The organism is Pseudomonas sp. RIT-562, from assembly GCF_026241895.1.
In the GTDB taxonomy this organism is placed as follows: Bacteria; Pseudomonadota; Gammaproteobacteria; order Pseudomonadales; family Pseudomonadaceae; genus Aquipseudomonas; species Aquipseudomonas mandelii_F.
The window spans coordinates 79692-105200 of sequence record NZ_JAPJIV010000026.1 but is presented as its reverse complement, the minus strand read 5'-3'; the positions used below and the strand labels follow the sequence as shown (position 1 = coordinate 105200).

Genomic DNA, 25509 nt, shown 5'->3' with positions numbered 1-25509 from the left:
ATCGAGGACGACCTTGAGCGTATCGTCGAGCAACAGGGGCTCGATTTGCGGGGACATGCGAACGCTTCTGATTAGTTCATCAGAGAACGTTACGACAAAAAAGCGCGCTAATGGCGTCACGAACCCGTACTGGGAATCTGTGAATCGAAGTCGAGCGTCGGATTTCGGAATCATGAACCAAGAGCGCCCAGGAATGGCCGGGTCAATGGTGGCACTGGAGCGATGGCGCATGTCCTCCCAGGGTTCGCCAATCACCAGCGCAATTTCAGGGTCGTCCGATAGCGTTTGGATTAACGTCGCTGATAAGACGGCGACTATTGCTAGGGCAAACAAGCTACGACGCCAGCCCAGCCATTGGAGTGATTTCATCTCACGCCACGACCGGCAGCGATGTCTTGAATCGCTTGCTCGATCAGATAGCGATTCCGATCCTGTAGCAGTGAATTAAACTGCTCAGCAGCCCTAAGTACGAAAGGCATACGTTGACCAATGTCGGATAGATCGGCGAAACGGTCGTCACTAAAACGAATGGTGCGGCTGAAGTCGATACGCTTACATTGACTAGCCAGAGTTAGCTCGATCGCCTGTGTAGTTCCAGAGAGAAACCCGGTGACGTAAACAAAGTGGTTGCTGCGAAGCGCGCCGTCCAGTAGCAAGCTGTCGTACATCACCGGCTGCAATATATTGACCTGTTCATGTTGTGCAAGTAGTTCGACACTCTTGGCAATATTGCCTGCTTCAATAGCGATGAAAGCCTGCAAGATCTCTTCGTGACCTATACCAAACCTAAGCGTTTCTTGCGCCACCGGCCACAGCACGGGGTGCTGAGCATTCCCGTAGATATCTTTGCGTTGAGACAGGCAAGTCTTGAGCGCTGAAAAACCGCGCTCTTTATAGAACGCATGCAGCGGATAGACGTCCAGAAACAGCGTGGTATTGCCCAGTGCCAGCATGTCATGCACGAACAGGACTGCTCTTTGTACGATCGACAATGGGTCATCCCCAATCCTTACTTTGCTGCCCCAAATGGGGCTGTCGCGCAGGGCTTCATCGTAGTCGCGCTGTCTCTGCTCGTACTCCTGTAATTTCGCCTGCTTCTCGCGTTCACTTGGGCTACCCACCAAGCCGAAAAAAGCGCGCTTGGCACTTTCATCGCGCCGTTGTTCCGATTCATATTCGGTCTGAATGTTCTCGATCGAATCCGCAGCATGCAGCAGCCCACAGCCGACCTGCTTGGAAGCAAATGCTGCAAGCCCAGCCCACTGGAAACGATTGTCCTCCAGCCACAGCCGGGCATACGCGGCGTTGATCGCACGGTTACGTGCCTTGGGATCTGCAATCAGAACTCCACCCGGTGCGACGATGGCTTCGGCTTGGCGCTGGTAAGTGCGCCACAGGTTTTCACAGGACAGACCTGACGCTTCATCCAGATTTGGTGAAGGCCGAGGCGCAAAACCGGAGTTGCGTGGAGTGGTCTGGGAAGGGGCCGTTGGCTGTGTAGCGGCAGGTTGCGTGGCCGCTCTGGCCTGCGGTGCTGCAGCGACTTCGATCCACTGGGCACGGAGGGTTTGATTGGCGATCAATTTGGGCGGTGGATCACACTTGCAGCTGCAAAGGTCGCCTTCAAGCGCGGCCTGGCGTCCCTCCATGCGGTCATTCAGGCGAGGTCCGTCCAGGACGATCTTGCCGGTGCTATCGCACTCCGGGCAGTAAACGTCGTCGCCTTCGCGGGCCATGGGTTGGTCATTGATTTTGCTGCCTTCCCAGCCTGTGCGGACTGTGCCGTCGACGGTGGTCTTGGCTCCAACGGTGATGTGATAGCGCCTCATGCGTTATGTGTCCTTGTTTTTATTCAGGGACAGGAACGCTAAGCGAAGGACTTACAGAAGGAATATCAGACGTTTCGTTGTTTCGCGTAGGACGCTTCCGAGACGGCGGGCCTGCGCCCGAATGAGCTATCCGTGGGTGCAGCCATTTGTCGTATGAACTTGCATAAATGCGGCCCCTGAAAAAAAGGACCGCTGCGCTATCACGGGCGTTTACGTAACCAGCACCTACTCACGCGGATCAATCTGATCCAACATTCGATTGGCCGTAATTTCGGCCAGCATGATGCTGTTGGAAATACCCAATAGGGCGTGCCGAGGTCCTCCTTCCATGTGATCCACCAAGTGATGAACCATCACGTCGACCGAGGCCAGCGTTTCGACCAGATACACCATCAGTGTTTCGGTCGAAGCCTGTGGGTCAATAGTAAACAGAGCACTGGGGATACGCGGCGTGGCATTGATATCGGCAGTCGAGGGAACGCGGAAGTCCGGAGCTTGTTCGGTAAAGTTATTGGGGCTGGGCAGATCAGATTCAGGCGGGGTGATTGGAATGTAATCTGGCGGGTTGGGTGAAGGCTTTATCATTTTCAGGTACTCCAAACGTGATGCCGTCACCCAATCGCTGCTAAACGAATTAGGGTGGCAGCTGTGCGCAGGTTAGCAGACCGGGGAGTACGAGACCGGCGCGCCCGAGGGCGCCCTACGCACAGCTACCATGAACTGCAGGCATTAAATTACCTGGCCGTCAGAGTGCTGATGCGCTTCGTAATACCTCGGGCTGCTAAACCCGATCACTGATGAGCAGTGACGGGAATCAAGTTACCGAGCGGCTTCAAGGCGCACAAGCCGGCGGATTCTGGCGTACGCGTAGGCAACGGCGCAAGGTCCTGTAGCTTTCAGGAAGTAATTTGCATGGCTATTAAACATGGGCTTTGGGCGGCCGTTTAATTCGGTGATTAGGGCTGCGTTTGATTTGTCCTTAGGCAGCGCATCGGTGCAGCCGAAATCATCTCGATGCCTTAACATCCGCCGTAGCGCAGTTGCCGCATCAGTCTGTAGCAGCCAAATTTCCCAAACCTCTAATTCGAGGAGATAACTATCAAGGCTCTTTCAATCGTGCGGCCCAATGGCGGTCGAATCGCTGCTGGACAGAAAACCCTCGAAGTCCGTCGTTGGTACCCAGATATAGATCCGTCCGAAGATCTCCTGATTGTCGAAAACGGGCGATTTCTCCATCAGGAGGGTGACGAAGACGCTGACGGTATTGCCGTCGCGATAGTGCGGGTAAAAGCTGTACGCCCATTCGTGCTGGCTGACATGCAAGCGGCCTGTGGCACATATTTTGAGGAAGGCTGGCTGGCCTGGGAGCTGACTGAAATAAGGCCCGTCACACCGCCTGTGATCGTGCGCGCGGCGCGGGGTATCTATGAGGTAGATTTCCTGTTGCCTGACACGAATCAGGTTTGCCAGTTGAAATAAACAATCTGCTTCATTTGCCAGCGAATCTCGAGGCAATTTTCCAGCGCAAAACTCAAATCCTCCACACGCGGCCTCATTGTAGGAGCGAGCTTGCTCGCGAAAAACGTCAAAGGTAACGCGTGAAGCCTGGATAAATGCGGTGTTTGTGACTGATCGCGAGCAGGCTCGCTCCCACAGTTGAGCTGCGCAACCATAAGTTAATTAACTATTAATTAAATTTTGTTCGTTGCTGGTTGTTACATAATTTTTATAAAGAGCAACAGCAACTAATCGCAATAATTTGATTCGCGTTTTGTCGCGCACTCAGGGTGTACTTCTAGTGCGGAGGCGGCGCAGACTATGCTGCTGATAAATATACAGAGTTTAATTATGTCAAGATTTGAACAAACCTCACTCACTCTAAAAATCAAAGCAGCACGTGATTTTTTTGATCCGAAAAATTTCGGTTTTGAAAAACACGGTGGAGGTTGGAAAAAAGCACTGCCTGAAGTGGGCGCGATCATATTTACCTCCCTGGGTTGGGAGCATGTACATCTGTTGACCAGCCTTAAAGACGCCAATAGCGGGAACGCTCTGGAGCTTGCTTCTCAGCAGCAGGAAACAGTTTTTGGAATGGAAGATCCGCGCGATGTGATGCCTCCAAATCTTCTCAGCACCATGGCAAAGACCGGGGGATCGGCGTTTGTGGCCTACACCGAGAAGGAAGGCTTCACCGATGCAGGGTGGGTAGGGTTCGGCTTTGTATTCGGTGGGAACAGCGTTGCGTCAGAGTCGATATTCCTGGGCGTCAGAAAAGAATACAGGAGCCAAAATTCCATTGGGTTCTACCTGCGGTTGCTCCAGTCATACACTGCCTTGGAAAATGGATACACGCGCATTGAATGGACGCAGTGTCCGTTGCGGGGTGAAATTGCAAAGTTGGGCATTGGTAAGTTGGGCGGGACGGTTTCCAGACTAACTATCGATAAATATCTGGGCACCAACTACACACTCTATGGGCCTGGTTCGACAGACAGAATCACCGTTGAATGGGACCTGCTATCACCTCGCACTCATCAAAAAATAACTGATATCTCCCAAGGGGTTTATCGGGGACTAACGCTGGAGGATGTGCGGGGAGTGCCGGTAGTCACAGGAAGTAACGTCCACCCGTTCGATGAGTGCAGGGACTCAACTGTTCTTTACGAAATTCCCGCCAATGCTGATGAACTGGATGGTGAGAGCAGAATTACCTGGAGAGCTGAGCTGAGGAAAGTATTTGGCCTGTTGATGGACACTGAGCGTGTGGAGGTCTCAGGTGATGCCGGAAACGATCCTGCGCTGGTACAAAAAATCACGACCTCTGGAGCCTATCAGATCGTTGATTTTGCTACTGGGTTCGAAGGCGGCGTACGCCGCAATTTTTATGTGCTCAATAGAAAAGTTATGCCTTCGTGATATACGACAGGTAGGGACATCGCGATCCCAAGCAGAGTATTAACTGACTGATCGTCGTCAAAAAGCCCGGCCGTTGAGGCCGGGCTTTTTCGTTTCAGCAGAATATCCCACATAATGGGTTTATAATTCACATATTGAAACTAATTCCTCTCTCGTTTAATGTCAGTCACAACCCAGTGACCCGACGCCGTCCGGCCACCGAGAATAAAGACAATAAGAGGAATTCCCCCATGACTGGTCCTTCGCTGGACAGCCGTCTGCACGCCAGCACCATGAAGAAGCTCAACCTGAAGCTGATTCCCTTTCTGATGCTGCTGTACATGGTGGCGTACATCGACAAGTCGAACATTTCGGTGGCGGCGTTGACGATGAATGCCGACCTCGGCCTCAGCCTGCGCATGTACGGCATCGGCGTCGGCTTGTTCTTCCTGACCTATATCCTGTTCGAAGTGCCCAGCAGCCTGATCCTGACCAAGGTCGGGGCGCGGCGCTGGATTGCGCGAATCATGATCACCTGGGGCATCATTGCCGCCGGCATGAGCCTGATCCAGAGCGCTAACCAGCTGTACGTGATGCGCCTGCTGCTGGGCGCCGCCGAGGCCGGTTTTACTCCCGGAATCATCTACTACCTGTCGCAGTGGTTCCCGCGCAGCGATCGTGCCAGGGCCATGTCGTGGTTCTATATCGGCGCGGCCCTGGCCTCGGTGATTGGTTTGCCGATGTCCGGCGCCTTGCTGCATCTGGACGGCCTGTTTGGCGTCAACGGCTGGCGCTGGCTGTTCCTGCTCGAAGGCATTCCGGCGATTGTGCTGGGCTATGTGGTGTTGCGCTACATGCCCGAAACGCCGGCCTCCACCCACTGGCTCGACAGCGCACAGAAGGACTGGCTCAGCCGCACCATGCAGGCCGAGCAGGCGACGACGGTGATTTCGCACAAGGATGCCTGGCACGTGGCCTTTCGTAGCCGCCAGGTGTGGTTGCTCAGCCTGTTCTGGTTGCTGCAGGCGTTTGGCACCATTGGCGTCACGCTGTTTCTGCCGCTGATAGTGCAGTCGGTCTCGAAGCAGGGTTCGTTCGTGGTCAGCCTGCTGTCGGCGATGCCGTTCTTCCTGGCATGCGTGTTCATGTATTTGAACGGCCGGCATTCCGATCGCACCGGCGAGCGGGGCTGGCATTTGGGTGGGCCGCTGTTGGCGGCAGGGGTGCTGTTGGCCCTGGCGGTGTTCACCGGTAATCAATGGCTGGCGTATGTGCTGCTGGTGGTGGCGGTGGGCCTGAACTGGGCGGCGACGCCGGTGTTCTGGGCGACCACTACCGAGTACCTGTCCGGGCCGGCGGCTGCCGTGTCGATCGCCTTGATCAACTCCATTGCCAACATTGCCGGCTTGGGCCTGCCGCCGGTGATGGGCTGGATCAAGGACGCCACCCACAGCTACGACTACGCCTTGTTGCTGGTCGCCGCCGCGTTGCTGGCCGGGGGCATGCTGGGGCTGTATCTGGGCGGCGGCAAACGCAGCCGCAAGGTCACTACTGTTTCTGTCCAGGGAGGTCTCGATGAAATCAACCGTGCTTAAAGTTGCGCGTCTGCCCGACATGCTCAGCGAGCGGCTGTATGCCGAGTATGACGTGCTGGAGGGCAGCGAGAGCGGCGAGGAGCTGCAGGCGCAAACTGCGCGCGGTATTCGTGCGCTGATTGCCAATGGCGAGTCGCGGGTGCGCGCCGGCTTGATCGAGCGCCTGCCGGACCTGCAAGTGATCGTGGTGTTCGGAGTCGGTTATGACGGCATCGACGTCGAGGCGGCCCGGGCCCGTGGCATTGCGGTCACGCACACGCCGGACGTGCTGACCGACGACGTCGCCGATTTCGCCATGACCTTGCTGCTCGGCACGGCGCGGCGGATTGCCCAGGCGGACCGTTTTGTGCGGGACGGGCGCTGGCAGCAGGGACCGTTTCCTTTCACTCGCAAAGTCAGCGGCAAGCGCCTGGGGATCGTTGGCCTGGGCCGGATCGGCAAGGCGATTGCCCAGCGCGCTGCGGCGTTCGACATGCAGATCAGTTATCACGGCCGGCGTCCGCTGGCGGTGGATTACCCGTATTACGCGTCGGTCACGGAACTGGCGGCGGCGGTCGATTTTCTGCTGATCGCCGTGGGCGGAGGAGAGTCGACTTATCACCTGATCGATGCCGGTGTGCTCGATGCCCTGGGCAGTCAGGGCATCTTGATCAACGTCGGGCGCGGCAGTGTGATTGACGAGGCGGCGCTGGCACAGGCGTTGGCCGAGGGGCGGCTGTTGGGGGCGGGGCTGGACGTGTTCGAGGATGAACCGAGGCCGCACGCGGGTTTGCTTGGTCTGGACAATGTGCTGCTAGCACCGCATATGGCCAGTGCCACCTGGGATACGCGCCGGGCGATGTCGGACCTGACCCTGGCCAACCTGGCCGCGCATTTTGCCGGGGAGCCGTTGCCGACGCCGATTCCGGCATGAGGCGCCTGGTCAGTCTTCCGGCAAATTATTGAAGATCTTTTCCAGGGTGCCGTTGAGCTTGGTGATCTGCGCTTCGGTCAGGCCCTTGAAGCTGGTGCGGAAGATATCGCTGGTGCCCACCTGGATTTCTTCGATGGTATGGCGCCCTACATCCGTCAGCGAGACCTGGGTCACCCGGCCGTCGCTGGCGCTGGTGTTGGTTTCCACCAGGCCGTCGGCTTTCATGCGATAGACGATCTTGGTGATGGTCGACAGCTTGGCGATGGCATGGATGGAAATTTCCGAGATGCTCGACTCGCCATTTTCCTTGAGGATGAACAGGATCCGCCAGCGCGGGATGTCCATGTCGATCTTCTTCAGCGCTTTCTCCATCGCCATGGAGTAACGCCCGTGCAGGCGCGCGAGCCAGTAGAAGGGGAATTCTTCCTTCTTGAAGTCTTCGCTGGCGGGGTTGTATCGGCTCAGGCGCTTTTTCGGGGTGGTCATAAAGGTGGCGTAGTCTTTCTGATGAGCTGGGTTGGGTCGCGGGCGCCATTGTCGCGCCGCCCGCTGCAAAAAACCAGCGGACGCGCCACGGTGTACCTCAGGCCAGGCCTTCGCGCTTGAGACTGTCACGGAAGTGACGGCAGCCCTTGATCAGCAATAGCAGGGTCAGGGCGACTGCGAAGGCGTTCAGCAGGGAGATCGAGGAGCCGACCATGGCCGGATTCTCGAACAGCCGATCCGTCAGCAGCGCGACCGCGGTGGTGCCGATTCCCAGGCCGATCAGGTTGGAAATCAGCAGGAATAACGCACTGATCTGCGCCCGCATCTGGTTCGGTGGCAGGATCTGCATGGCCGCCGTCGACGCCGGCATCGGAAACGAGGCGAAGAACATGGCCGGCGCCAACAGCGCCAGGGACATCCACAATTCGCTGACCTGGGTAAACGCGACAGCGGGCACGGCCATGCCGATCGCGCCGATCACCCCCGCGCGAATCGGCGCGTCGCTGTAGCCTTTTTTCGCCAGCCAGTCGATCAGCCAGCCACCGCAAAACACACCACTGGTATTGGCCAGCAGCACCACGATGCCGAGCATATAACCGGTATCGCTGGGGGCCAGGCCGAATTTGCGCATGTAGAAAGCCGGGGTCCAGCTGAGCATGCAAAACAGCGTCATCGCGTAAAACGAGAACCCCAGATAGTGGCAGGAGAACGTCTTGCGGTGCACCGCGAGGAACTTGAACGCCTGCTTCATGCTGGGCGCGTGGACCTTGCCCGCGGCGTCCAGTTTCAAGCCCTTGCGCGCCGGGTCGCGCACGGTCAGGGCAATCAACAGGGCAACCAGCACACCCGGCAGCCCCACCAGGAAAAACGTCACCTGCCAGGGGCGCATTTCCCCCAGCAGCGGCACGACGACACTGTCGAGGTTCTTCAGCAAATCGATGACGTAGCCGCCAATCAGGAACGCCACGCCGCCACCGATGAACGAGCCGATAGAATAAATGGCCACGGCGCGCCCGAGTTTTTCCCGGGGGAACATGTCGCTGAGCATCGAGTAGGTCGCCGGGGACAGCGCCGCTTCACCAATCCCCACGCCAATACGCGCCATGAACATCTGCAGGAAATTTTTGCTCAGCCCGCACAGGGCGGTCGCCAGGCTCCAGAACGCGACGCCAATGGCGATGATTTTCGGGCGGGAGAATTTATCTGCCAGCAGCGCGATGGGCATGCCCATGAAGGCATAGAACAGCGAAAAAGCCAGGCCGTGCAGCAGGCTGAACTGAGTGTCGGTGAGCTGCAGGTCGTGTTTGATCGGCTCGATCATCAACGCCAGGATCTGCCGATCGATGAACGAAAAAATGTACGCCAGCATGCAAATGGCCACGATGTACCATTCATAGGCATAGCTTTTACGGGTGACCTCGGTAGGCGTTTTGCTGGTCATGCTGTTGGCCCCTTCAGGGTTGGCAATCAGTCAGTCGGCGGCAGCGCGTAAGTGCAACAGGGAGTGCAGTTGGGTGCATCGGTGACGCCATCGTTACCTGAGCGCGTTGCCCTGGTGCGTTTATTGGTTTTGTTGTGCGGTCCAGGTTGCCAATCCCTTGGCATGAGGCTGTTGCAGGACCTTTTTAAGCCCTTGTTCCGCGGGTCTCTATGCGCCAGGCGCAGAGGCTGTTCCGGGCGCGCAGAAAGTGTTTGCGTGGCGTGAAAATTGCTTTCCATTTCCACTAAATTTCGCTGCGCCTGCCACTCGGCGCCAGCATTTTCTGGAGGCGCTTGCGCATGTTCGATCAACGCTTTTCGCTCCCTGAGCATTGCCTTTTGAGTTCTGCCGGATTTGGCGAAGTCAGAGACCGGGTCAGTCATTACCTGTGGCCCCACCAGATGAAAATGCAGCAGGGCGGGGCCCTGCAATCGCAACTGTATGGCGTGTTCTTTGGCAACTCGGCGCTGTTCGATCTGCACTACGGCGCACCGGTGGAAATCGACGCCGGCGATATCAGCGACTACTACCTGATCCGCGTCACCCTCGAAGGCGGCGGCATGGTTAGCATGGGCAAGCAGCAGGCGATTTTGCGCAAGGGTGGGCTGACCATTTCCTCGCCGTCCGAGCGCAGTTTCATCCGCATCGACAAAGACTGTCGCAACCTCATTTTGCGAGTCGATCGACAAGCCCTCGAACGTCAATTGCAGGTGTTGCTCAACCGGCGTTTGCGCCAGCCGCTGGTGTTCGATATCCAGGTCGACCCAACACATCAGGGCATCGCGACAGTTCGCACCACCCTGGATTACATCTGCCAGCTGTACGGCGACGCCAGCCAGTCGCTGCTGGCACCGACCATGGGCGCGAGCCTCTCGGACTATCTGCTGTCGGTGCTGCTGACCCAGTTGCCGCACAATTATTCGGTCGACTTGCTGCAAGACCAGCGCCAACCGATGCCGCACCACGTCAAGAAAGCCCGCGACTATATCGAGCAACACCTCGCCGAGCCGATTGCCCTGGCGAGCCTGGCGCAGTTCTGCGAAGTGTCGATCCGCACGTTGCAAAATGGCTTCACGCGCTTTCTCCAGCAAACCCCCAGCGACTATGTGCGCACACGGCGCCTGGCATTGGTGCACCAGGCCTTGCAGCAGGCCGGGCCGACGGACAGCGTGACGGATATCCTGCTGCGTCACGGAGTCGCCAGCTTTGGTCATTTCGCCATGCAGTACCGCAAGCAATACGGCTGCCTGCCGTCCGAGACCCTGCGACGCCAGGCCTGAAGCCTGAAGTGCTGCCGGCTCAGCCGTGAACAAAACGCTGGGCCAGGTCCAGTTGCGAGTTGGCCAGTTGATGCAGCTCCTCGCCGATCTGGGTGTTGCGTCGGGACTCGTCGCGACTGGTTTGCGCCAGGCTGACGATTTGCGCGATCTGCCCGTTGATCTCCTGCGCCACTTGCCCCTGCTGTTCGATGGCGGAAGCCATCTGCAAACTCATCCCGGAAATCTGCCCCACTTCCTCGCAGATACGCTGCAGGGCGGTTTGCACCTGCGCCACATCTGCGCGCGATTCCCGTGCTGCGCATTCGCCCCGCTGCGCAGTGGCCAGGGCCAGGGTGCTGCCGTCGCGCAGGTGTTCGATGGAGCGCTGGATCTGCTCGGTCGACTCGCGGGTGCGGGTGGCGAGGCTGCGCACCTCATCGGCGACCACGGCAAAACCGCGTCCGCTCTCACCTGCGCGAGCGGCTTCGATGGCGGCGTTCAGGGCCAGCAGGTTGGTCTGCTCGGCAATGCTGCGAATCACGTTAGCGACTCCGCTGATGGATTCGATCGACTCCGCCAGGCGACTGACCGCCAGGCCAATTTCCTCGACTGAATTGCACAGGCCCGTCATCGAGCCCTGGCTCTGCCCGGACAAACGCACGCCATCGTGCGCCAGATGATCGACGGCTTGCGTGGCCTGGGCGGTGTGCTGCAAGTTGCGCGACAATTCCTGGATCGTCGCGCTCATCTGGTGCACCGCGGCGGCGGACTGTTCGGCTTCTTCAAGTTGGCGTTGCAGGTGGCCGGACTGGGCCTGCACCAGCATTGAGGACTCCTGCGCACGCTGGCGCACGGTCTCGCCGTTGATGCGTATGCGCGCCATTACCGTGCGCATCCGCGTGTTCTGGCTGTTGAGGGCCATGTCGAAACGGCTGGCGATCGAGCCCGTGCCGTCCTGCAGCGGAGCCAGCAGGGAATCGCTGTAGACCTGGTCATGGCGCGCCATGATCCGCCGCGCATCCGCGCGCAATGTGCCGCTCCACTGCCACGCCGCACCGATCACCCCACCCAGTAGCAGCAGGCCCGGTGTCAGGGCTACCTGCCCGCCGAGCAAGGCGCCCGTGACCCCCAGCCCCAACAGCCAGGCGATGCCCTGGCGGCTGGCATGCTCCTGTAGCCGCTGGCAAATGCCCAGTGGGCCGTGGCCTTCATGCAAGCGCCGGTACAGCTGTTGCGCGCGCAGGCATTGGGCATCGCTCATCGGGTGATAAGCGGTGCCGAGCGCATTCAACTCGCCGTCTTCGAGCAGCGGCACTACATAGAGATTGCACCAGAAGGTCGCGCCCTGTTTGCTGCGGCCCATCACCGGCGCTGTCCACGGCACGCCGCTGCGCAGGGTCGTCCACATTCGCTCGATCACCTGCTTGGGCATCTGCGGATGATTGATCAGCTCATGGGGTTGGTTGAGCAGGTCCTTGCGCGCGTAGCCGCTGAGTGCCAGATAGGCCTCATTGCAGGCCAGCAAATGGCCGCGGGTGTCGAGGCGCGAAATCGGAATTTCCTGCTGCGCTACCGGCGCAGTTTGCTCCTTTGAATTAGCCACTGACCGCTCCTGGGATTACCAGCACTGGCCGCGTTCGGCGCGCATTTTGCGCACCATGGCGTCGAAGAATTTCACCGCGAAGCCGCTGTCGCGAATCAGCATGGCGGTGAGATCGGCACACTTGTGGCTGATCTCCTCCGGCAGCGGATTATCTTCGCCGCCCAACGCGCCGGCCTGGCACTGGATCTCGGCGGCGCGCTGCACCGTCCACAACAGGAAGAACGCCTTGGCGATACTGCTTTCGCCCACTGCAATGCCGTGGTTGCGCAGCACCAGGATGTGTTTGTCGCCGAGGCTGTCGATCATCCGGGCTTTTTCCTCGTCGAACAGGGTGATGCCTTCGAAGGTGTGGTAGCCAATCCGTCCGTAGAGTTGTGCGCCGTAGAAGTCGTTATGGGCAAAGCCGGCCTTTTTCATGACGATGGCGGAAATCGGCGTGGTGTGCGTGTGGATCAGGCACTGAATGTCCGCGCGCGCTCCGTGCACCGCGCTGTGCAGGGCGAAACCGGCCGGGTTGCCGTCGTAAGGCGAGTCTTCGAGTTTCTTGCCGTGCAGGTCGACCTTGAGCAGGTTGGCCGGTGTCACTTCGGTGTAATTGAGCCCGAACGGGTTGACCAGGTAATGGTGCGCCGGACCGGGAAGGCGAGCGGAAATATGGTTGAAGATGGTCTCGGTCCAGCCAAAGAAATCCACCAGGTGGTAGCAGTGCGCAAGTTGCACGCGCAGTGCCCATTCTTCGTCGCTGTACTGCTGGGGTGTTGCCTGTGCGGTCTGGTTCATGTCGGATTCCTTTTCTGGATGGCTCAGGGGCGAGCCTGTTCCCCGCGAAAACGGGCGAGGGCGATAAGGTGGCGGGTGACGGGCATCGGGATCGCCATGCAATCGGCCAGTTCCAGCACCGCGTCACCGATGGCGGCCAGTTCCAGTGGGCGGCCTTTGTCATAGTCCTGCAGCATCGAGGTGCGCACGGCGCCCATGCCGGCGCCGAGTTCGAGAAAAGTCTGCGGGTCGATGCTCACTCGCGCGCCGTGAGCGGCGGCGGTCAGCAGGGTTTCGTGCAGGCAACTGCTAACCACCTCGCGCAGTTCCGGCAGGCTGTAAAGCTGCTCGAGGGTGGCGCCGGTGATGACGGAGAGCGGGTTGGAAGTGATGTTGGCGATGATCTTGGTCCACAGATTGTCGCGGATGCGGTCGGTGGCCCGCGCCTCGATTCCGACGCTTTCGATCAGCGCGCGTACTTGCTCCAGGCGCGGGCTGAGACGGTTGTCGGGCTCACCGAAAATCATCAGGTGCGGGGTCCGGGACTCGGTGATGGCGGGGGCTGGGCAATGTGCGGTGATGAACACCACGCAGCCGATGACGTGCCGCAGGTCCAGGGCCTGGCTGAGCACCGACTGTGGATCGACCGCATTCACCCGGCGTCCGTCGTAGCGTCCGCCTTCGCCATGGAAGTACCACCAGGGCACGCCATTGACCACCGGGATCACCACCGTCTCGGCGCCGATCATCGGCTGCAACTGCGGTAGCAGGCTGGCCAGGCCCTGGGCCTTGGTGCAGAGGAAAATCAGGTCTTGCTCGCCCAGGCTGGCCGCGCTGTCACTGGCCTCGACCCGCACGTGGTGCTCGCCGTCCAGATCGGACAAATGAATGCCGTCACGGCGGATGGCGGCCAGGGTTTCACCGCGGGCCAGCACATTGACCTGATGACCGCAGGCCGCCAGTCGCGCGGCCAGGGTGCAACCAATGGCACCGGCACCGGCAATGCCGATGCGCAGGAGGGAAGGGTTCATCGTAGCTCCACATAATTCAACAAGGCGCCCACTCAGGCGATGATCAGCCCAGCGGACTCACCGCAATCCCCGTAGGAGCTGGCTTGCCGGCGATGGCGTCCGCCAGGTCGACGCACGGCTCAAGGGCCCCATCGCCGGCAAGCCGACTCCTACAGGGAGCGTCAAAATGGTCACGTCGCGAGCATCTCCTGATGCTTGCTCGCCAACCCCAGATACGCATCGATCACCCGCGGATCATCCGCCAGTTGCTGGGCCGGGCCCTGCATCGCAATCTGCCCCGTCTCCAGGACGTACGCATAATCGGCCACCCGCAACGCAGCGCGCGCGTTCTGCTCCACCAGCAAAATCGACACCCCGTGCTCGCGCAGGGACGTGATGATGCGGAAAATCTCCCGGGTAATCAGGGGCGCCAGCCCCAGGCTCGGCTCATCGAGCATCAGCAGCTTGGGCTTGGCCATCAGCGCGCAGCCCACCGCGAGCATCTGCCGCTCACCACCAGACAAGGTCGCCGCCAGTTGCTCGCGGCGTTCCCACAGGCGCGGGAACAGCTCATACACTTCGGCCAGGGTCTCGCTGTAGCGCCGGTCACCCCGACGATGCCGTTGAAAGGCGCCGAGCAGCAAGTTGTCGGCCACGCTCATGCTGGTGAACAGCTCGCGTTTTTCCGGCACCAGGCCCAGGCCTCGCGAGACCATCACTTCCACTTCCGGCAGGGTTTCCAGGCTGCCGTCGAAATGCACCTGGCCCCGGGAGCCGAGCACGCCCATGATCGCCGACAGCAGGGTGGTCTTGCCGGCGCCATTGGGGCCGATCACCGTCACGATCTGGCCCTTGCCCACCGTCAGGCTGGCGTTGCTCAGCGCTTCGACCTTGCCGTAGGCCACGCTCAGATCCTTGATCTCAAGCACCGCGTCATCGACCTGGTTACGCGGCGCGAGCTGCGGTTCCACTTGCATGTTCATCATTCAACTCCTCCCAGATAGGCTTCCAGCACTGCCGGATCCTTCTGTACGTCTTCGGGCAAGCCTTGGGCGATCCGCTGGCCAAATTCCATGACCACCACGCGATCCACCAGGCCCATCACGAAGTCCATGTCGTGCTCGACCAGCAGAATTGCCATGCCTTCGCTGCGCAGGCGGCTGAGCAGGATGCCCAGGGCTTCCTTCTCCTTGTGGCGCAGGCCAGCGGCGGGTTCATCGAGCAGCAGCAGGCATGGGTCGGCGCACAGGGCGCGGGCGATTTCGAGGATGCGCTGCTGGCCGAGGGACAAGCTTCCAGCCTCGGCATGGAGGTATTCACCCAGGCCGACGCGTTCCAGCTGACGCCGGGCTTCGCCGAGCAACTCGGCCTCCTCGCGACGCTCCAGGTGCAGGGCGGCCGCCAGCACGCCCTGGGTTCCACGCAAATGCGCGCCAATGGCGACGTTCTCCAGCACGCTCATGTTGCCCAGCAGTTTCACGTGCTGGAAGGTGCGGCTCATGCCCAGGCGGGCGACTTGCCGCGAGCTCAGGCCGTTGATCTTGCGACCCATGAACAGCACGTCGCCACTGGTTGGGGTATCGACCCCGGAGAGCTGGTTGAACATGGTGCTCTTGCCGGCACCGTTGGGGCCGATCAGGGCGAGGATCTCGCCGGAGCGGATCTCCAGGCTCATGTCATTGTTCGCGACCAGCCCGCCAAAACGCTTGGTCACATGCCGGGCTTCAAGGATCAGTTCGCCATGCTTGGGCAGTTGCCGACGCGGCAGGGGAGTGGTGTTTGCGTCGACTTTGCGGGCTTTGCCGCGCACCTGCCAGCGGGCCGGTACCAGCCGCGTCAGCAACGGCCACAGGCCTCCGGGCGCGCGTTGCATCAGCACCACGATGAGGATGCCGAACACGATGATTTCGTAGTTGCCGGTATTGCCCAGCAAATGCGGCAACCAGTCCTGCAGCCATTGCTTGAGCATCGTCAGGATGCCAGCGCCGAGCAGGGCGCCCCAGACACTGCCAACCCCGCCGATCAGGGCCATGAACAGGTAGTCGATCCCCATGTTCAAGCCAAACGGCGTCGGGTTGACGAAGCGTTGGGTGTGGGCGTACAGCCAGCCGGAAATCGCCGCAAACACTGCAGAGATAACGAAAATCACCATCTTCGAGCGGAAGGTGTTCACGCCCATCGACTCGGCCATGACCTGGCCGCCCTTGAGCGCACGAATGGCCCGGCCTTCGCGGGAGTTGAGAAGGTTTTGGGTGATGACGATGGCCACCAGCAGCAGTGCCCAGATCAGGTAGAAAATGTCCTCGCCCTTGTCCAGTTTCAGGCCGAACAACGAAATCGACGGCAGGCCACCCACGCCCGTATGCCCACCCAATGACTCCAGGGTGCCGAACAGGTAGTACAGCGACAAGCCCCAGGCAATCGTTCCGAGCGGCAGGTAGTGCCCGGACAACTTGAGCGTCAGCGCACCGAGAATCAGCGCCACCGAGGCGGTGAGCACCACGCCCACCAGCAGCGTCAGCCAGGGCGAGGTGCCGGCCCAGGCAAGCCAGGACGGTAACTGTTCGGTGGTGGTCAGGTACGCCGAAGTGTAGGCGCCCAGGCCAACGAATGCGGCTTGGCCAAAACTGGTCATGCCGCCCACGCCGGTGAGCAACACCAGCCCCAGTACCACCAGGGCGTACATGCCGATGTAGTTGAGCAGGGTCACGTAGTACGGCGGCAACAGCAGCGGGGCGACGCCCACCACTAGCAACAGGGCAAGTAACAGATAACGCGGATTCATTCTTCTTCCTCCACATGACGGCTGGTGAACGAACGCCAAAGCAGGAACGGAATGATCAGGGTGAACACGATGATTTCTTTATAGGTACTGGCCCAGAACATCGAGAACGCCTCGATCAGGCCCACCGCCAGGGCGCCCAGCGCAGCAACCGGATAGCTGACCAGCCCGCCGATGATCGCGCCGACAAAACCCTTGAGGCTGATGACAAAACCGGAGTCGAAATACAGCGTGGTGATCGGCGCGATCAAAATTCCTGAAAGGGTGCCAATCAGCGCGGCAAGAAGGAACGTCGACTTGCCGGCAAGCGTCGGCGAGATGCCCATCAGCCGTGCGCCCATGCGATTCACCGCCGTCGCACGCAAGGCCTTGCCATACAACGTGCGCTCGAAGAACAGATACAGGCCGATGATCAGCCCCAGCGACACCGCCAGCACCCAGAGTGTCTGGCTGTTGAATGTCACCGGGCCCAACTCCAGGCCGGCCTCGGAGAATGGCCGGGTGCGCGCACCTTCAGGACCGAACAGCAGTAGCGCGATACCGACCATGCTGACGTGCACCGCGATCGACACGATCAGCAGTACCAGCGAGCTGGCCGACGCGATCGGCTGGAACACCAGGCGGTAGATCTGCGGGCCCAGCGGTACGACCAGCGCCAGGGTCAGCAGCGCCTGGACGGCCATCGGCAATTCGGCCAGCGGCAGGGTGTTGATCAGCACCGCCAACAGCCCGGCATAACCGAGCTTGAACACAATACGGGTGGGAAAGCGAAACGCCTGGCTGGAGCGCGCCGCGCCCCAGAGATCGAGTGCGCAATCGATCAGCGTCAGGCCGAGCAGCAGCCAGACCAGTGCAGTCGGGTGACCGCTTTGCAAAGTGGCCATGGTCAAGGCGCCATAGGTCACGAATTCACCCTGGGGGATCAACAGGATCCGCGTCACGGTGAACACCAGGAGGATCGACAGGGCCAGCAGCGCGTAGATCGCGCCATTGGTCATGCCGTCCTGGCCCAGCAGCATGGCTATCTGGAAATTCATAATGAGAGCTCTTTTCTACAGATTGAATATCAGGCCCGCCCGCCGGCGCAGGTCGGCTCGCCGGCGGTCGGGCAGCGGGCTGTGCGCCCGGGTCAGTTGTCCTGCAACAACATCCAGTTGCCGTTCTTCACCACGATCAGTTCGCGCCCGCGCTCGTCAAAGCCGCTGTGGTCTTGCGCGGTCATGTTGTAAACGCCTTGGGTGCCGGCCAGTTCGTGGCTTTGCTCAAGCGCATCACGCAGGGCCGCACGGAACTCGGCAGTGCCAGGCGCTGCTTTGGCCGAGGCAATCGGGATCGCCTGTTGCAGCAGCAGGCCGGCGTCGAACGTGTTGCCGCCGAAGGTCGCCGGTTTGCTGCCGTTGAGCTTTTCGTAGGCGGCGGTGTAGTCGCTGGCGATTTTCTTCGAAGGGTGGCTGTCGGGGATTTCATCGAGGACCAGCATCAGGCTGGCGGCCAGGACGGTGCCCTCGACTTTCTTGCCGCCGAGCTTGAGGAAGTCCGGCAATGCGGCGCCGTGAGTCTGGTACACCTGGCCGCGATAGCCCTGGTCGAACAGGGTGGTCTGCGGCATCACTGCCGAGCTGCCGGGCGCTGCGACCAACACCGCATCGGGACGCGCGGCGAGGATTTTCAGGCTCTGCCCGGTCACCGAGGTGTCCTGGCGCTGGAAGCGCTCATTGGCCAGGACCTTGATGTTCTGCTGCGCCGCCAGGCCGGCCATGACCTTGGCCCAGTTCTCGCCATAGGGGTCGCCAGTGCCAATGAAGCCAAGGGTCTTCACGCCTTTCTTGGCCATGTGTTCGAACAGCGCCTTGGCGATCAGGTCATCGTTTTGTGTGGTCTTGAATACCCATTTCTTCTGTTCGGTCATCGGCAGCACCACGGCGGCGGTGCCCACCGGAGCCAGCAGTGGCACGCCCGCTTCGGCGACGAACTGGATCACGCCCATGGCATTGGGAGAACCGCTCGGGCCGATGATGGCATCGACCTTTTCTTCGTCGATCAGCTTTTTCAGGGCTTTCACCGTCGCCGTCGGGTCGCTCGCGTCATCCAGGGAAATGTATTTGACCGTCTGGTCGCCGGCCTGGGTCGGCAATAACGGCACGGTGTTCTTCTGTGGCAGGCCGACCAGTGCGATCGGCCCGGTGGAGGAGGTGATGACACCGATTTTCACTTCAGCCTGCGCGGCGGCGGCGCAGGCGGCACTCAACAACAACGTGGACACGGCTTTTCTGAAAAGCATGACTTTCTCCGAAGAGTTGCAACGCTGCAAAAGGCTAATGGCCGACCGCGCTGATCACCCTGTGATGCAAGAGCGGCCCAAGGTACGGCCCTGTTTTTTTTCTAACTGCTGCCAGACCAAAGAGCAGATTGCATGCCAGAAAATTTTCTGGTGCACCGCCCACGGGTGTTACCGGGGCCTCCACGGGGCTCGCCTGGAGACTGCCCAGAAGGAGGGTTTTGACAGGGTGCAAAAGCGCTGTCTCGGGGCAGGGCAAGTAGCCACCACACCATGCCGAACAAGGCTTTGATCTGAATCAACAAGCCTGGAATCAGTCGAAAAAAGCCCATGAAAAAATTCAAAAAAACACCTGTTTTTTAGGTGTTTTGCACGGCCATATTTTCACCAAATTATTTTTTTGCGCGTCGGTTTTTGACCTGGGACCTTGCTCGAAATTTTTGGAAATATTTGTCCCTGTTTGTTCTGCCTATGTGTCATAAGATCATGATTTATAACGATTAAAAACGTTTTATACGGTGATTTTGCGTATTTCGCAGGTGTTACCAAATTGCACGCAGCTGGTGCGCGTCGGGAAAATCTGCACCGAAAATACACACTATTTCATTCGGTAAAATTCAATTGACATTTCACGTAAATATTACGATTTTAGATTTAAGCGATTGCAGCGCCTTCTTGCCGAGGGCGTCCGTTCTGATGACACATAACGAGCAGGTAAAGAGCATGTCGATTGTTGTCGAGGATTTAGCCCTAGGCGGGAGCGGCCCTTCGGTCATGGTGAAAGACACCATCGACATCGCCGGCTATTCGACCCGCGCTTCCAGCCAGGCACTGGCCGATGCACCCGCCGCCCGTGAACATGCCCAAGTGGTTCAGGCGGTCCTGGATGCAGGCTGCCGGATCACCGGTAAAACCAGCCTGCACGAACTGGCCTTCGGCACCACCGGCCTCAACGCCTGGACCGGCACTGCGGCCAATCCGCGTTATCCGGGTTACATCCCGGGTGGCTCGTCCAGTGGTTCGGCGGCAGCGGTGGCGGCGGGCCTTTGCGACTTCGCGCTGGGCACCGATACCGGTGGTTCGGTGCGCATTCCTGCAGCGTGCTGTGGCGTGTTCGGCCTCAAGCCAACCTTCGGCCGGGTCAGTCGCCAGGGTGTCATGCCGGCGCGCAGCACCCTCGATTGTGTAGGTCCGCTGGCGCGGGACATGGACAGCCTGATTGCTGCCATGCACGTTATTGATCCTAGTTTCAACGTGGCCGCGGTCCCGGAAAACCTCTGCATTGGTGTGGTCGCAGTGCCCGCCGACGATCAGGTTCAGGCGGTTGTGAGCCAGGCGCTGGAGCGTTCGCGGTTCACGCTGACCGAACAATCACTGCCTGGCATGTCGGCGGCTTACGGCGCCGGTATGGCGGTGATCAACGCCGAAACCTGGGCTGCGTGCGGCCATCTGCTGGAAACCGGTCGGGTCGGCCAGGACGTTGCCGACCGCCTGCGCGCCGCCAGCCTGACCTCTGCCGAGTCCGTTGCCGAAGCTGAACTGGTGCGACGTGCGTTCACCGCCGAGGTGGACGCCGCCCTGGCCATCACGCCGATCCTGGCGCTGCCGACCATGCCCGATTTTCCCTTGCTGGTCGCCGATGCGGCCGACACTCGCGCCGCGCTGGGGATGACCTCCCTGGTGCGCGCATTCAACCTTTCCGGTCACCCGGCTCTGAGCATTCCCCTGGAAAGCGCTTCGGGACTCCCGGTAGGCCTTCAACTGATTGCCGCCCATGGCGCGGACGAACTGCTGTGTGCAGTCGGCCGCGAGCTGGTCCGGCGCCTGGAAGAGTAATCGACATGCTGACTATGGAGAAAACCATGACTGCGCCAAGCGAGCTGGATCAACAGCACCGCGCGCCGATCACGGCGAATGAAGCGTTTCAGAAGCTGCTGGTCGAGATTCGTGAGCGTGCCCGGAACGAAGAGTTCGACCAGCAGAAATTCATTTCGCAGGACGTGATCGAGCAATTCCGCACCCTCGGCGTCTACCGTGCCCTGGTGCCCAAGCGTTTTGGCGGTGACGAACGTTCGCCCGCCGAGTTCTGCCAGATGGTGGAAGACATCTCGATCGCCGACGGGTCTGCGGGTTGGGTGGCCAGCTTCGGCATGAGCCCGGTCTACCTGTCGGCATTGCCGCTGGAAACGATCAAAAAGATCTATGCCGACTCACCTGACGTAGTGTTCGCCGGCGGAATTTTCCCACCTCAGCCAGCGGCCTTCGTCGAAGGCGGCCTGGAGGTCAACGGCCGCTGGAAGTTCTCCAGCGGCTGCATGGGTGCTTCGTTGATCGGCGTCGGTATCAGCCCGAAAAACGGCGACATGCTCGGCCTGCCACGGTTGGCGGTCATGCCCCGGGAAAAGGTGCGGATCGAAGAGACCTGGAACGTGGTCGGCCTGGTGGGTACCGGCAGCCATGACGTGGTAGTCGAAGGCGTGGTGGTGCCGGAAGAGTGGACCTTCGTGCGCGGTGGGCCATCGAATCTGGACGAGCCGTTCTTCCGTTATCCGTCGCTGTCATTCGCCACCCAGGTGCTGTCGGTGGTTGGCCTGGGCGTGGCGCGGGCCGCGCTCGACGAGTTGAGCGGCATGGCCAGCGGGCGAATTTCCGTGACCGGTGCGCCATCGTTGTCGGACCGGCCGCTGGCCCAGGTCGAAATGGCCAAGGCCGAGGCGTCGCTGCGCGCTGCGCGTTCGTGGTTCTACCAGGCGATCGACGATGCCTGGGCCAGTGTCCTGGCTGGCGATCCGGTAAGCGTCGAGCAGACCAACATGCTGCGCCTGTCATCGACCCACGCCACGCGTATCGCCGCCGAAGTCGCGCGCACCGCGCAAATGCTCTCGGGCATGAGCGGCGTGTATCGCACCAGTCCGCTGTCGCGTTTCGTCAACGACACCCAAGTCATTACCCAGCACGCCTTCATGGGCGATATGACCTACCAGAACGCCGGCGCGATCTTCTTCGGCAACAAGCCGTTGCCTGGCTACCTGTAAATTTTTTCCTACTGAATGGTGAACCCCATGACCGATAAAAAAGCCCTGCGAGTGTTGTTCTGCATCGGCATCAACCAGAACTTCTTCGATGCCCCGCGCCCCGAAGCCCTAGAAGTCTGGGCCGCGTTCGGCGCCATGTGGAACGGCATCGCCGACCTGCCGGGCGTCACTGTGCTGGGCAACATGGACGACGACCAGAGCATGGTCGGCCCATCCGCCGGCTGGCCCTGGACCACGTACCTGCTGGCCGATGTCCCGGACATCGAAACCGTGCACGCCGCGTGCAATCTGTTTCGCACCACCGACGTCGGCAACGGCCCTTACAAACTCTGGAAGTACTGCAAGGTCGAGGCCCGTACCGGCCGCGAACTGATCATCCAGCGCTGAGTGAAGAGAGGTCGCCATGTCATCACAAGAGCATTTGCGCACCCTGGAGCAGCGGCTCGACCAGCTGGAAAGCGAGAACGCGATCCGTGCCTGCATGAACCGCTACATGGTTCTGTGCGACGAGCTGGGCGTGCAATCGCCGCTTGAAGAGCTGGCCGGGCTGTTCACCGCGGAGGCGATCTGGGAAGGCAAGGGTGCCAGGTACCAGGACAGTTTTGGTGGTTACCACGGACGCGAGGCCATCAAGGCCATGTTCGCCACCTACATGGTCGAACCGGCGCACTTTGCGCTGAACGTGCACTTCCTGACCTCGGAACTGATCCGGGTCAGCGGTGATGCCGCGGATGCCAGCTGGGTGATGTTGCAGACCTCGACCTTTGCCTCGGGTGCCTCGCACCTCAACAGTGCCCGCCTGACGGTGCGGTTCGCCCGGGAACAGGGAAAGTGGCGCATGGCGCACTTCCAGACCGAGAACCTGTTCAGCCGCCCGGTGGACAGCTGGAACAGCGCCGCGCACCTGCCTGTACCCGGCAAGTCCGGCCAGTCCTCAAGCAACAACCAGAATTCTTAGAGTCGGCGAGCCAGCCGACGAGGAGTGATCGTGAATAACCTGATAACCGCCGTAAACCTGGACACCAGCCCGTCCGACCTGGTCTTGCCTGACCGCGTGCACACCTCGCTGTACACCGACGCCAAGATCTTCGATCAAGAGCTGGACAAGATTTTCTACAGCACCTGGATCTGGGTCGCCCACGCCAGTGAGATTCCCGAGTCCGGCAGCTACAAGAGCACCTACGTCGGCAAGCAGCCGGTCATCGTCGTGCGCGATCGCAAGAAGGACGTGCACGTGCTGCTTAACCGCTGCCGCCACCGTGGTGCCACGGTCTGCGAACACAAGAAGGGCAAGGCCAACAGCTTCGTGTGTCCTTACCACGGCTGGAGCTACGCCCTGGATGGCAGCCTGCGCGGCGTGCCGCATCCGGAAAGCTACGGCGACTGCCTGGACAAATCCGAGCTGCCTTTGGTCAGCCTGCGGGTCGAGCAGTACAACGGCATGATCTTCGCCACGTTCAAGGACGATATCGAGCCCCTGGTCGACTTCCTCGGCCCGGCGAAAAAATGGATCGACCTGTTCATGAAGCAGGGTGCCGGCTACCCGGTCAAGGTCGGTGGCGAGCATCGCTTCCGCTTCCCGGGCAACTGGAAGATCCAGCTGGAAAACACCACCGACGCCTACCACTTTCCGCTGGTGCACAAGTCGTTCCTGTCGTCCGTGGATGAGCAGACCCTGGAGTTGTTCGACTTCGTCAAAGGGCCTGGCTACGTCGAAGACCTGGGCAACGGCCACAGCGTGATGGTGATGATCCCCGACCTGGTCGACCTGGAAGCCAACCTCGACCTGCCGATCCCGGAACGTTTCGAAGAGCTGGCCAGCCAGCTGCGCGCCGAAGGCCAGGACGAATCGTCGGTGCGGCGCATCGTGCGGGCGGTGGGCGGGTCGGGCTTCAACCTCAACCTGTTCCCCAACATTGCCTGCTCCATGGCGTTCTTCCGGGTGTTGCAGCCAATCGCGGTGGACGAGACCGAAATCCATCACGCCGTGATCACCATGGACGGCGGCCCCGCCGTGGCCAACCGCTATCGCCTGCGCCTGCATGAACACTTCCAGGGCCCGATGGGCTTTGGCACCCCGGACGATTCCGAAGCCTGGGAACGCGTGCAGCGTGGCGCCAGTGCCGGCACCGACCTGTGGATCATGCTCAACCGTGGTCTGCCAGGCGAAACCAAATCCGAAGACGGGCTGGTAAGCGATGTGAGCGCCGAAACCGGCATGCGCGCTGGCTACCAGCAGTGGAAAAAGATGATGTCGGCCTGAGTCGACGGAGAACCCCATGATCAATCTGCAATTGCTCAACCAGGTCAGCGCTTTCATCTGGCAGGAAGCGGACATGCTCGACCACGGCGACTTCGTCGAATGGCTCGACTTGTGGACCGAGACCGCCACCTACATCATCCCGATCGATCCTTTGGAGACCGATTTCGAGAACACCCTGAACTACGCCTACGACGATCACCATATGCGCCAGTTGCGCGTCACCCGGTTGACCAGCGGCGAGTCGATTTCGACCACCCCGCGGGCGCGTACCGTGCGCAGCCAGTCGCGCTTCCGAGTGCTGTCGGATGAGGACGGGATAGTCACCGTACGCTGTGCGCAGAACCTGCGCGAATTCCGCAAGGACGTGCTCAAGCAGTACACCGCCGATGTCACTTTCCAACTGGTGCGCGACGGCGATAGTTTCAAGATCCAGCGCAAGCTGATCCAGTTGATCAACTCCACCGATACCCTGGCCGGTATCGGCTACATCCTCTGAGGACGTTGCCATGACACAGGTTGCATTGGTCACCGGCGCGGCCCAGGGGCTGGGCAAGAGCATCGCCGAACAACTGCTGGCCGCCGGTTACCGGGTGGTGATCAGCGACCGTTCGCTGCAGGCGGCAGACGCCACTGCGACTGAGCTCGATGCCTCTGGCGAGCGGGTTCTGGCGCTCAAGCTCGACGTTTCGAGCAAGGCCGATTTCGAGCAGGCGCTGGCGGCTGTGGTTGCGCATTGGGGCGTGTTGCACGTGGTGGTGAACAATGCCGCGGTCACCATGACCACCCCGGTGATGCTGATCAGCCCGGAAGAGTTCGACCATGTGGTGAGCGTCAATCTGCGCGGCACCTTCGTCGGTTGCCAGGTGTTCGGCAGCTATCTGGCGGCCCAGGGTTACGGGCGAATCATCAACATGGCCTCCCTGGCCGGGCAGAACGGCGGCACCGCGACCGGTGCGCATTACGCCGCGTCCAAGGGCGCAATCATCACCCTGACGAAGATCTTCGCCAAGGAACTGGCCCCGTCCGGAGTCACGGTCAACGCCGTCGCTCCGGGGCCGATCGAATCGCCTGCGGTGCGTGCCGCCGTGCCACCGGAGCGCCTGGAAAAACTGATCGAGGCGATCCCGGTGAGGCAACTGGGTAACGCCGGGTTCCTCGGCAAGCTGATCGTGCAACTGGCCAGCGCAGACGCCTGCTTCACGACCGGGGCGACCTGGGATGTGAACGGCGGGATCTTCATGCGCTGAGTCAACCGTTGCATGTTTTGAACACCTAGCGGGGGCGCGCAAAGGCGTCCCCCGAACAGAAATTCAGGATGGTCC

General features: G+C 60.4%; 23 protein-coding genes and 1 pseudogene. 12 read left to right on the top strand and 12 right to left on the bottom strand.

The genetic code is table 11. From position 1 onward, the window contains the following. The 3 genes and pseudogenes from ORL50_RS25185 to ORL50_RS25175 all read right to left on the bottom strand — a co-directional run. Positions 1-369, bottom strand: a pseudogene (locus ORL50_RS25185) (hypothetical protein); the annotation flags it as partial. Beyond that, the gene (locus ORL50_RS25180; protein ID WP_266018988.1) at positions 366-1829 is read right to left on the bottom strand and encodes a PAAR domain-containing protein; all 1464 of its coding nucleotides are present in this window, start codon (positions 1827-1829) and stop codon (positions 366-368) included. The pseudogene ORL50_RS25185 and the gene ORL50_RS25180, both read right to left, overlap by 4 nt. A 225-nt stretch (positions 1830-2054) precedes the next feature. Further along, complete coding sequence (locus ORL50_RS25175; protein ID WP_266018987.1) at positions 2055-2414, bottom strand: DUF6124 family protein; 360 nt, start codon at positions 2412-2414, stop codon at positions 2055-2057. A gap of 531 nt (positions 2415-2945) precedes the next feature. Here ORL50_RS25175 and ORL50_RS25170 point away from each other — a divergent pair. The 4 genes from ORL50_RS25170 (at position 2946) to ORL50_RS25155 (ending at position 7232) form a co-directional block, all read left to right on the top strand. Continuing rightward, the gene (locus ORL50_RS25170) at positions 2946-3308 is read left to right on the top strand and encodes an ASCH domain-containing protein (RefSeq protein ID WP_266018986.1); all 363 of its coding nucleotides are present in this window, start codon (positions 2946-2948) and stop codon (positions 3306-3308) included. Between the two features lie 339 nt (positions 3309-3647). After that, positions 3648-4745: a hypothetical protein gene (locus ORL50_RS25165; protein ID WP_266018984.1), complete on the top strand. Its 1098-nt coding sequence runs from the start codon at positions 3648-3650 to the stop codon at positions 4743-4745. 230 nt (positions 4746-4975) lie between these two features. Then, a complete protein-coding gene (locus tag ORL50_RS25160; protein WP_266018983.1) occupies positions 4976-6319 on the top strand; it encodes an MFS transporter in 1344 nt (447 codons plus the stop codon). Further along, a complete protein-coding gene (locus ORL50_RS25155) occupies positions 6300-7232 on the top strand; it encodes a 2-hydroxyacid dehydrogenase (protein WP_266018982.1) in 933 nt (310 codons plus the stop codon). The genes ORL50_RS25160 and ORL50_RS25155 overlap by 20 nt, the downstream gene beginning before the upstream one ends. Before the next feature lie 9 nt (positions 7233-7241). On the opposite strand, the gene ORL50_RS25150 is transcribed toward ORL50_RS25155, so the two are convergent. Next, positions 7242-7718 (bottom strand): MarR family winged helix-turn-helix transcriptional regulator, encoded by a 477-nt coding sequence (locus ORL50_RS25150; protein WP_266018981.1) that lies wholly within the window; start codon positions 7716-7718, stop codon positions 7242-7244. Positions 7719-7815: 97 nt separating this feature from the next. Continuing rightward, positions 7816-9159, bottom strand: a complete 1344-nt coding sequence (locus ORL50_RS25145) for a spinster family MFS transporter (protein WP_266018980.1) — start codon at positions 9157-9159, stop codon at positions 7816-7818. Between the two features lie 338 nt (positions 9160-9497). On the opposite strand from ORL50_RS25145, the gene ORL50_RS25140 reads away from it, so the two are divergent. Continuing rightward, entirely contained in the window at positions 9498-10478 is a 981-nt protein-coding gene (locus ORL50_RS25140) for an AraC family transcriptional regulator (protein WP_266018979.1), read from the top strand. 19 nt (positions 10479-10497) lie between these two features. Here the strand turns inward: ORL50_RS25140 and ORL50_RS25135 are convergent, their stop codons facing one another. From ORL50_RS25135 to ORL50_RS25105, 7 genes are all read right to left on the bottom strand, one after another. Beyond that, positions 10498-12060: a methyl-accepting chemotaxis protein gene (locus ORL50_RS25135; RefSeq protein WP_266018978.1), complete on the bottom strand. Its 1563-nt coding sequence runs from the start codon at positions 12058-12060 to the stop codon at positions 10498-10500. Positions 12061-12075: 15 nt separating this feature from the next. After that, a complete protein-coding gene (locus ORL50_RS25130) occupies positions 12076-12840 on the bottom strand; it encodes a class II aldolase/adducin family protein (protein ID WP_266018977.1) in 765 nt (254 codons plus the stop codon). A 23-nt stretch (positions 12841-12863) separates the two neighbouring features. After that, entirely contained in the window at positions 12864-13850 is a 987-nt protein-coding gene (locus tag ORL50_RS25125) for a ketopantoate reductase family protein (RefSeq protein ID WP_266018976.1), read from the bottom strand. 170 nt (positions 13851-14020) lie between these two features. Then, positions 14021-14815 (bottom strand): ABC transporter ATP-binding protein, encoded by a 795-nt coding sequence (locus ORL50_RS25120; protein WP_266018975.1) that lies wholly within the window; start codon positions 14813-14815, stop codon positions 14021-14023. Then, positions 14812-16614: a branched-chain amino acid ABC transporter ATP-binding protein/permease gene (locus ORL50_RS25115; RefSeq protein WP_266018974.1), complete on the bottom strand. Its 1803-nt coding sequence runs from the start codon at positions 16612-16614 to the stop codon at positions 14812-14814. The genes ORL50_RS25120 and ORL50_RS25115 overlap by 4 nt, the downstream gene beginning before the upstream one ends. Then, positions 16611-17648, bottom strand: coding sequence for a branched-chain amino acid ABC transporter permease (locus tag ORL50_RS25110; protein ID WP_266018973.1), 1038 nt, complete (start codon positions 17646-17648; stop codon positions 16611-16613). The genes ORL50_RS25115 and ORL50_RS25110 overlap by 4 nt, the downstream gene beginning before the upstream one ends. Positions 17649-17740: 92 nt before the next feature. Beyond that, positions 17741-18892, bottom strand: a complete 1152-nt coding sequence (locus ORL50_RS25105; protein WP_266018972.1) for an ABC transporter substrate-binding protein — start codon at positions 18890-18892, stop codon at positions 17741-17743. A 720-nt stretch (positions 18893-19612) separates the two neighbouring features. On the opposite strand from ORL50_RS25105, the gene ORL50_RS25100 reads away from it, so the two are divergent. From ORL50_RS25100 to ORL50_RS25070, 7 genes are read left to right on the top strand one after another with little or no spacing between them, the layout of a single operon-like run. After that, positions 19613-20725, top strand: coding sequence for an amidase (locus tag ORL50_RS25100; protein WP_266018971.1), 1113 nt, complete (start codon positions 19613-19615; stop codon positions 20723-20725). Positions 20726-20751: 26 nt separating this feature from the next. Next, positions 20752-21924 carry an acyl-CoA dehydrogenase family protein gene (locus ORL50_RS25095; RefSeq protein WP_266018970.1) on the top strand — a complete coding sequence of 391 codons (1173 nt, stop codon included), beginning with the start codon at positions 20752-20754 and terminating at the stop codon, positions 21922-21924. Positions 21925-21951: 27 nt separating this feature from the next. Then, positions 21952-22311: an IacB protein gene (locus ORL50_RS25090; protein ID WP_084317862.1), complete on the top strand. Its 360-nt coding sequence runs from the start codon at positions 21952-21954 to the stop codon at positions 22309-22311. A gap of 16 nt (positions 22312-22327) precedes the next feature. Next, positions 22328-22882 carry a nuclear transport factor 2 family protein gene (locus ORL50_RS25085; RefSeq protein ID WP_266018968.1) on the top strand — a complete coding sequence of 185 codons (555 nt, stop codon included), beginning with the start codon at positions 22328-22330 and terminating at the stop codon, positions 22880-22882. 30 nt (positions 22883-22912) lie between these two features. Next, positions 22913-24187 (top strand): aromatic ring-hydroxylating oxygenase subunit alpha, encoded by a 1275-nt coding sequence (locus tag ORL50_RS25080; protein WP_266018967.1) that lies wholly within the window; start codon positions 22913-22915, stop codon positions 24185-24187. Between the two features lie 19 nt (positions 24188-24206). Continuing rightward, on the top strand, positions 24207-24683 hold the full coding sequence (locus tag ORL50_RS25075) for an aromatic-ring-hydroxylating dioxygenase subunit beta (protein ID WP_266018990.1): 477 nt from the start codon (positions 24207-24209) through the stop codon (positions 24681-24683). 10 nt (positions 24684-24693) lie between these two features. Further along, the gene (locus tag ORL50_RS25070) at positions 24694-25434 is read left to right on the top strand and encodes an SDR family NAD(P)-dependent oxidoreductase (protein ID WP_266018966.1); all 741 of its coding nucleotides are present in this window, start codon (positions 24694-24696) and stop codon (positions 25432-25434) included. Positions 25435-25509 lie beyond the last annotated feature (75 nt).